The organism is Kitasatospora sp. NPDC088346 (assembly GCF_044740765.1).
Taxonomy (GTDB): domain Bacteria; phylum Actinomycetota; class Actinomycetes; order Streptomycetales; family Streptomycetaceae; genus Kitasatospora.
Map to the genome: position 1 here is coordinate 1 of NZ_JBIURH010000119.1, position 6,432 is coordinate 6,432.

The window sequence follows — 6,432 nt, forward strand, 5'->3', positions numbered from 1 at the left end:
ATCCGCTGCCTGATCCGACGCGCCCGGACCCTCTACCGCTGGAACACCAGACCCCGGACTCCACGCATCCGATGACCTACTGGCGGACGCCCTAAACGGATAGTCATCCCTAAACGGATAGTCATCCGCTTGTGCTAGCGTGCCCTCATTGAAACGGATAGCTATCCGTATACGTGAAGCGTGGAGGGCGGAGCTGTGTCTCAGAGGGCAGTGGTGACGGCGGGGACCGGGGGAATCGGCCTCGAAACCGCGAAGGAACTGGCGGCGCGCGGGCTCGACGTCACCGTGGTCGGCCGCAGTGCCGAGCGGGGCGCCCGCGCCGTCGAGCGGATCGCCGAGGTCGCCACCGGAGCGCCCCCGCGCTTCATGGCCGCCGACCTCGCGTCGCTCGACGAGGTACGGGCGCTCGCCGCGCGGCTGGCGGCGGACGGGCCGCTGAAGGTCCTGGTGAACAACGTCGGCGCGATGTTCGCGGAGCGGGAGCGGACGGTCGACGGGATCGAGGCGTCGTTCGCCGTCAACCACCTCTCGCCGTACCTGCTGACCGAGCTCCTGCTCGACCGGCTCGGGGCCGCCGCGCCCAGCAGGATCGTCAACGTCAGCTCGGGTGCGGTCAAGGTGGCCAAGCGCACCTTCGACAACGTCGAACCGCCGGGCGGCTACTACGGCTTCCACTGGTACGGCCGGGCCAAACTGGCCAATCTCGCCTACACCGTGGACCTCGCGGAACGCCTGCGCGGCACCGGCATCACCGTCTTCGCCGCCGACCCCGGCGGTGCCGCCACCGACATGACCGACGGCACCATGACCTCGCCGAAGATCGTCTCTCCCGGGCTGCGCCTGCTCTGGCCGCTGGTCCGCCGGGCCTTCGAACGCTCCACCGCGGGCCCCGCGTCCGTCGCGGCCCGCCCGTCCGTCTTCGCCGCCACCGACGCGTCCCTCGACGGGCGGACGGGCCTGCTCATCGGTCCCCGGGCACTGCCCGTTCCGGTGCCCCGCAGCGCCACGGCGCCCGGGGTCGTCGACGACGTCCTCCGGCACAGCCGCCGGCTCGCGCCGCTGGCCGGCGGCGCGGTCGTCCCATCGAGGTGACTCCCCAACCACGTTGAAACGGAGCCGACTTCGCGCTGGTCGCCGCGCGCGGGGCGGCCGTGCCGGCGGGCGGCACGGCCGGGCCCCGGGCTGCCTCAGCCGGCCGCCGCCGTGTACAGGCCGCGCCCCGGCCGCTGCGCCTGACCGGACTTGGCGAGGCGCTCCAGCCTGGTGCGAATGGCGTTCACGTTCGCGTCGGCGGCGTCCAGACCCAGCAGGGTCGTGACGTCGCGGGCCCGCAGCGGACCGGTCGCCTGGGTCAGCACGGCGAGGATGCTCCCCGCGTCGGTCAGCCGTCGGCGGCCGGCCGGCTCGGCAGCGGCCGCGGCTGCTGCTGCCTCCTCCTTGGCGGGGGTCGCCTTCTTCGCAGGCGCTGCCTTCCGTGCGGCCGGCTTCTTCGCGCCACCGGCGGCGGTGCCGCGCGCGGTGGCCTTCCGCTGGGCGGGCAGGGTCGAGACCTTCGCCGCGGCGGCCTGCTCCTGCTGCTCCTCCTGCTCGGCGGCCGGTGCGGGGGCGGGGGCGGGCACGGTGGCCGGGGCGGCCTTCGTCCCGGCCTTCCCGGCCGTCGCCCGCTTGGGGGTCGCCTTCGTTGCGGCCTTCTTCGCCGTGGCCTTCCCAGCCGCCGCCGTCCTCTTGGTCGGCGGCTTCTCCGCCGTCGCCTTCTCGGCCGTCGTCTTCTCGGCCGTCGTCTTCTTCGCCGCGGCCGTGCGCGTGCGGGCCGGCTTCGCGGGCGAAGCCTTCGCAGATTCGGGCTCGGTGGGCACGGGCTCCGAGGCGTCGGCCGCGGCCCCGTCCGTCGGATCACCCGCCTTCGCATCGCCCACTGTCGGATCGCCCGCCGTGGGGTCGGCCGGCGCAGGCTCCGCCGCCGACGGCTCCGCGGCCGGTACGGCTGCGCCGGTGGCCGCTGCCGCCGCGCCGGGTGCCACGGCCTGCGCCGCCGCCGCGTCGTCCTGCTGTCCGTCGATCGGTTCTCCGGCGAGGGCCGCCAGGCCCTCCAGCACGCCGACCATCGCGCTCTCCTGGGCGATGACGGCCGCGAGTTCGTCCTCCAGCCGGCGGCGCAGCTCCCGTACGACGGGCAGCTTCACCTCCAGCAGTGCGATCGTCGATCCCACGCCGCTGTCCGTGCCAAATGTGCTTCCGTTTCCCACAGTCGCTCCCGTCGGACCGTCAACCACTGTTGCTGGAAACGAATGTACGGATTCCGGGGGCGCATGCCACGGTATTCCGACAAATTCCACTCTTCCGGGAACCGTGCGTGGGAACACGGTCCCACGGTGCCGGGCTCGCCATCTGATGAGACGTCAGGTCGCTGTCAGGCCGGGGTCAGTGGTGTCGGGCATCGTGGTGCTCGTGAACGGCGCCGGGGAAGCCCGGGGACGGGAGCACGGAGAGGTGCCCGGAGTGGTTGATCGGGGACCTGGGCCCACGGGTCCGGCTCGGGTGCCTACGGGTGCCCACGCAGGTTCGAATCCTGCCCTCTCCGCCACCAGTGGGGTCCGGCCGCGGTCTGCGGGAGTCACCGGCCGTGACCGCCGACCCGCTGGGTTCACCCGCGAAGCGCCGGTCGGAGGGCGCCGGACGGGAGACGCCGGTCGGCGGCCGCACCTCAGCCGGATCCCGCCCGGTGCCGAGCCGTGCGTTCCGCCGCCCGGTGCCGTGCCGTGCGTTCCGCCGCGCGCTGTCGGACCGTGCGTTCCGCCCTCGGTGGCGACAACCCGACGGACGGGCCGATCCTGGATATCGGGGGAGCCGGTCCGGAGGGAGTCACGTGAACACCGCCACCGACGCACGCGAGCGCCACAGCGCCGCCGGATTCCTCGACAGCCCGATCCTCGGAATGGCCCCCTGGATCGTATTCTCGGTGCTGGTCGGCCCGGGCCGGTTCGAGATCGCGGTCGGCGCGGCCCTCGCCATCACCGTCCTGCTGGTCGTCGCCGGCCGGATCCGCGCCCCGGGCAGCTCCTGGAAGATCCTGGAGATCGCCGACGTGGTCTTCTTCGCCGCGCTCGCCGTGATCGGCGCACTCGTCTCCGAGGCAACGCTCACCTGGCTGGAGACGTACGCCGGTGAGATCTCCAACCTCGCGCTGGTCCTGATCGCCTTCGGCTCGATGGCGGTGCGGATGCCCTTCACCCTCCAGTACGCCCGCGAGCGTGTGCCCCGCGCCCACTGGCACTCGAAGGAGTTCGTCCGCACCAACTACCTCCTCACCGGAGCGTGGGGCCTGGCCTTCCTCGTCGCGGCGCTCGCCGGCCTCTACGGCGACCTGGTGCTGCACAACGCGAACAACCTGTGGACCGGCTGGATCATCCAGATCGGCGCGATCATCCTCGCGCTGCGCTTCACCGAGTGGTATCCGGACGTGGTGCGGGCCAGGGCGGCCCGGGCCGGCGGCGAGCCCGCCGAGGTGCCCACGGTCGGCGCGCTGTTCGTGCCGCTCACCGGCTACCTCCTGCCGGTCGGGATCGTCGTCCTGATCGCCGACGCCGGGCCCGCCTGGCTCGGCATCGCGCTCATCGCCGGCGGCGTGCTGCTGACCCGCACCCTGCGCCGCAGCGGGACGCCGGCCTGACCTCCGGTCTCACCGGCCGCCCTCCTGCCGGGAGGCCTCACGGCGCGGTCGTACCGCGCTCCGGCGCGGCGGTGTGCGTCCGATGCGTCGCACGTTCCGCGCGGCCGGCGGTGAGCCCGGCGAGGGCGGCCAGGCCGATGAGGATCCAGACCGCGTTGAGGGCGACCGACGGCCAGGCCCGGTGGGCGGCCGAGTTGAAGGTCAGACCCGCCGCGCCGGCCAGGTTGAGCAGCTGGAACGCGCGGCCGGATCCGGACAGGCGGCCGGCCGAGACCAGGGCGTAGGCCGCGAGCAGCGCTCCCGCCGCGGCCCACCCGATGACGGCGACGGCCAGGCTCACCGGGGCCCGTCCGTGCCCGTCACGGCGAAGGCCCGGACCGGGAACGTGCCCATGCCCGCCACCCGCGGCGGAGCGGCGTGGAAGCGGAACCCGTCGGCGGGCAGCTGCTCCAGCCCGCGCAGGTGCTCGACGACGGGGATGCCGGCGGCGAGCAGGCGGGTGTGGGCGGGGCGGGTGCCGTCGGCGGTGTCGTCGATGTTGAGCGAGTCGATGCCGACCAGTGCGGGCCGCTGGGCCACCAGCCAGTCGACGGCCTCCGGGGTCAGGTAGGGGTGCCCGCTGCCGTACTGCTCGGTGCCCCAGTGCCGGTCCCAGCCGGTGTGGACCAGGACGGCGCGGCCGGTGACCTCGTACGGTGCGAAGAGCAGCGGGCCGATCGCCCGGGCGGGGTCGGCCGGGTCGACGCCCCGGTGGCCGACCCGGACGACCACGCCGTCCAGGTCGACCAGCCGCTCCAGGCCGATGCCGGCCAGGTCGGGCCCGTCCTCGAAGCGGTGGAACGGCGTGTCGAGGTAGGTGCCGGTGTTGGCGACCATGCTGATCCGGCCGATCTGGAACTCGGTGCCCTCGGCGTAGTGGTCGTGGGACGCCTCGCGGGACAGGTGGTCGCTCAGTTCCGGCCCCGGCAGCCCCGGGTAGGTGACCATGCCGTCGTGGATCGGGTGGCTCAGTTCCACCAGTCCCCGCCCGGCCGCCGTGCCGCCGTCGGCCGCGGCCCGTGGCGCCTTGTGCTGCTCCTGGACGACGGTGGCCCGGTGGATCGCCACCCGGTCGACCATCAGCAGCCCGAGCTCGCGGACGAAGCGGGCGGACAGCGCCGCCTCGTCGACGTCGCGGCTGTCCGTGTCCAGCCGGAAGCCCTGGACCTGGAGCGCGCCGCCGTTGCGGAACGTGACGTCCGCGTCGAACTGCACCCGCAGGTCGGAGGCGGGGCCGGACTGCTGCGAGGGGGTGTGAGGGGAGGTCATGGCTCCACCCTCGATGAAGGCCCGCTGAAGTTCAAGCAATACTTTCTTAAGCAACACGACAGTGCGGGTGAATCGAAGGGTGACGCGGATGGAGATCGACCCCCGCAGGCTCCGGGTCCTGCTCGCCGTCGCCAAACGCGGCGGGGTGATGGAGGGGGCGAAGCTGCTGCGGCTCACCCCCTCGGCGGTCTCCCAGCAGATCGCCCAGCTGGAGCGCGAGACCGGCGTCAGGCTCCTCGACCGTACCCACCGCCGGGTCGAACTCACGGCGGCGGGGCGGCTGTTGGTGGCCCGCGCGGAGCGGATCGAGAGCGAGCTGGTGGAGGCGCGCCGTGAGCTGGCCGCGCTCTCGGGGCGGGTGGTGGGGCAGGTGGTGGTCGCCGCGTTCCCGACCGCCGTGCGTCACCTGGTGGTCCCCGCCATCGCCCGGATCGCGGCCGAGCAGCCCGAGATCGGGCTGAGCGTGGTCGACACCGAGGGTCCGGCGGCGCTGCGCGAACTGCGCACCGGCGCGGTCGACGCGGTGATCGCGGAGCAGGACGCGGCGGTGGTGTCCGCCGTCCCGGCCGCCGGGCGCGGCGGGCCGGATGGGCTGGCCGTGCGGACCGTCCTGGAGGACGAGTACCGCATCGTGGTGCCGCCGGGCTGGGCCGCCCGGATCCGGACGGTCGCCGACCTCGCCGGTGTCCCGTGGATCGCCGCGCCGCCCGGCTCGGCCTGCGGACAGGCACTGGCCCGGCTGGCCACCGAGCACGGGCTGACCCCGCGCCGCGCCCATGTCTGCATGGAGTTCCCCGCCGTGCTCGCCCTGGTCGAGGCGGGTCTCGGTGCGGCGGTGGTCCCCCTGCTGGCGCTGGCGGACGCCCCGCCCGGACGGGTCGCCGTCGCGGCCCTGCCCGGGGTCGGGCACCGCGTGGTGTCGGTGGTCCACCGGGTCGGGAAGGCCGGTCCCGAGCCGGTGGTCGCGGCGGTCGTGGACGCCCTGGGCGAGGTGGCGGCGGAGTTCGGCCCACCACCGGCCCGGGGGTGAGCGATCGCGCGCCGGCGGCGGGACGCGCCCGTAGGGTGGGCCGGGTTGACGTCGGATCACAGGAGGGAAGACCGGGATGATCGTCGCGTTTTCGGTGACGCCGCTGGGGATCGGTGAGGACGTCGGGGAGGCGGTCGCGGCCGCCGTGCGGGTGGTGCGGGCGAGCGGCCTGCCGAACCGGACGGACGCCATCTCTTGACTGTCGCAGGGAATCCCGGCCTTCGGGCCGGGTGGGGATGCGATCTCTGGTCCGGAGGTGTGGGGCGCGGTGGGTCTCTGCGCGTGGGGTGGCGGTCAGGTGGGTCGTTTCTGGTTCTGGATGTATTCCTTGACGATGCTCAGTGGTGCGCCGCCGCAGGACCCGGCGAAGTACGAGGGTGACCAGAGCACTGGCCCCGTGCCGATCCGGTTGATCCGGCTGGTG

General features: G+C 73.9%; 7 protein-coding genes, 1 tRNA gene and 1 pseudogene. 5 read left to right on the forward strand and 4 right to left on the reverse strand.

Going from position 1 to position 6,432, the window contains the following annotated elements; genetic code table 11:
* Window positions 1-195: 195 nt before the first annotated feature.
* Complete coding sequence (locus tag ACIOFR_RS41605; protein ID WP_401005957.1) at window positions 196-1,092, forward strand: SDR family NAD(P)-dependent oxidoreductase; 897 nt, start codon at window positions 196-198, stop codon at window positions 1,090-1,092.
* Window positions 1,093-1,187: 95 nt separating this feature from the next.
* On the opposite strand, the gene ACIOFR_RS41610 is transcribed toward ACIOFR_RS41605, so the two are convergent.
* Window positions 1,188-2,210, reverse strand: a complete 1,023-nt coding sequence (locus tag ACIOFR_RS41610; protein WP_401005959.1) for a hypothetical protein — start codon at window positions 2,208-2,210, stop codon at window positions 1,188-1,190.
* A 274-nt stretch (window positions 2,211-2,484) separates the two neighbouring features.
* Between ACIOFR_RS41610 and ACIOFR_RS41615 the strand changes: the two genes are divergently transcribed.
* Window positions 2,485-2,584 (forward strand) — tRNA-Val (locus ACIOFR_RS41615).
* A gap of 282 nt (window positions 2,585-2,866) precedes the next feature.
* Entirely contained in the window at window positions 2,867-3,670 is an 804-nt protein-coding gene (locus ACIOFR_RS41620; protein WP_401005961.1) for a hypothetical protein, read from the forward strand.
* 37 nt (window positions 3,671-3,707) lie between these two features.
* On the opposite strand, the gene ACIOFR_RS41625 is transcribed toward ACIOFR_RS41620, so the two are convergent.
* Window positions 3,708-4,010 carry a hypothetical protein gene (locus ACIOFR_RS41625; RefSeq protein WP_401005963.1) on the reverse strand — a complete coding sequence of 101 codons (303 nt, stop codon included), beginning with the start codon at window positions 4,008-4,010 and terminating at the stop codon, window positions 3,708-3,710.
* The gene (locus ACIOFR_RS41630) at window positions 4,007-4,978 is read right to left on the reverse strand and encodes a cyclase family protein (protein WP_401005965.1); all 972 of its coding nucleotides are present in this window, start codon (window positions 4,976-4,978) and stop codon (window positions 4,007-4,009) included. The genes ACIOFR_RS41625 and ACIOFR_RS41630 overlap by 4 nt, the downstream gene beginning before the upstream one ends.
* A gap of 88 nt (window positions 4,979-5,066) precedes the next feature.
* Here ACIOFR_RS41630 and ACIOFR_RS41635 point away from each other — a divergent pair, with 88 nt between their 5' ends.
* Complete coding sequence (locus ACIOFR_RS41635; RefSeq protein ID WP_401005967.1) at window positions 5,067-6,008, forward strand: LysR family transcriptional regulator; 942 nt, start codon at window positions 5,067-5,069, stop codon at window positions 6,006-6,008.
* A 76-nt stretch (window positions 6,009-6,084) separates the two neighbouring features.
* Window positions 6,085-6,201, forward strand: a pseudogene (locus tag ACIOFR_RS41640) (thiamine-binding protein); the annotation flags it as partial.
* A 101-nt stretch (window positions 6,202-6,302) separates the two neighbouring features.
* On the opposite strand, the gene ACIOFR_RS41645 reads toward ACIOFR_RS41640, so the two are convergent.
* The coding region (locus tag ACIOFR_RS41645) for a transposase (protein WP_401005969.1) at window positions 6,303-6,432 on the reverse strand (130 nt) is incomplete at its 5' end.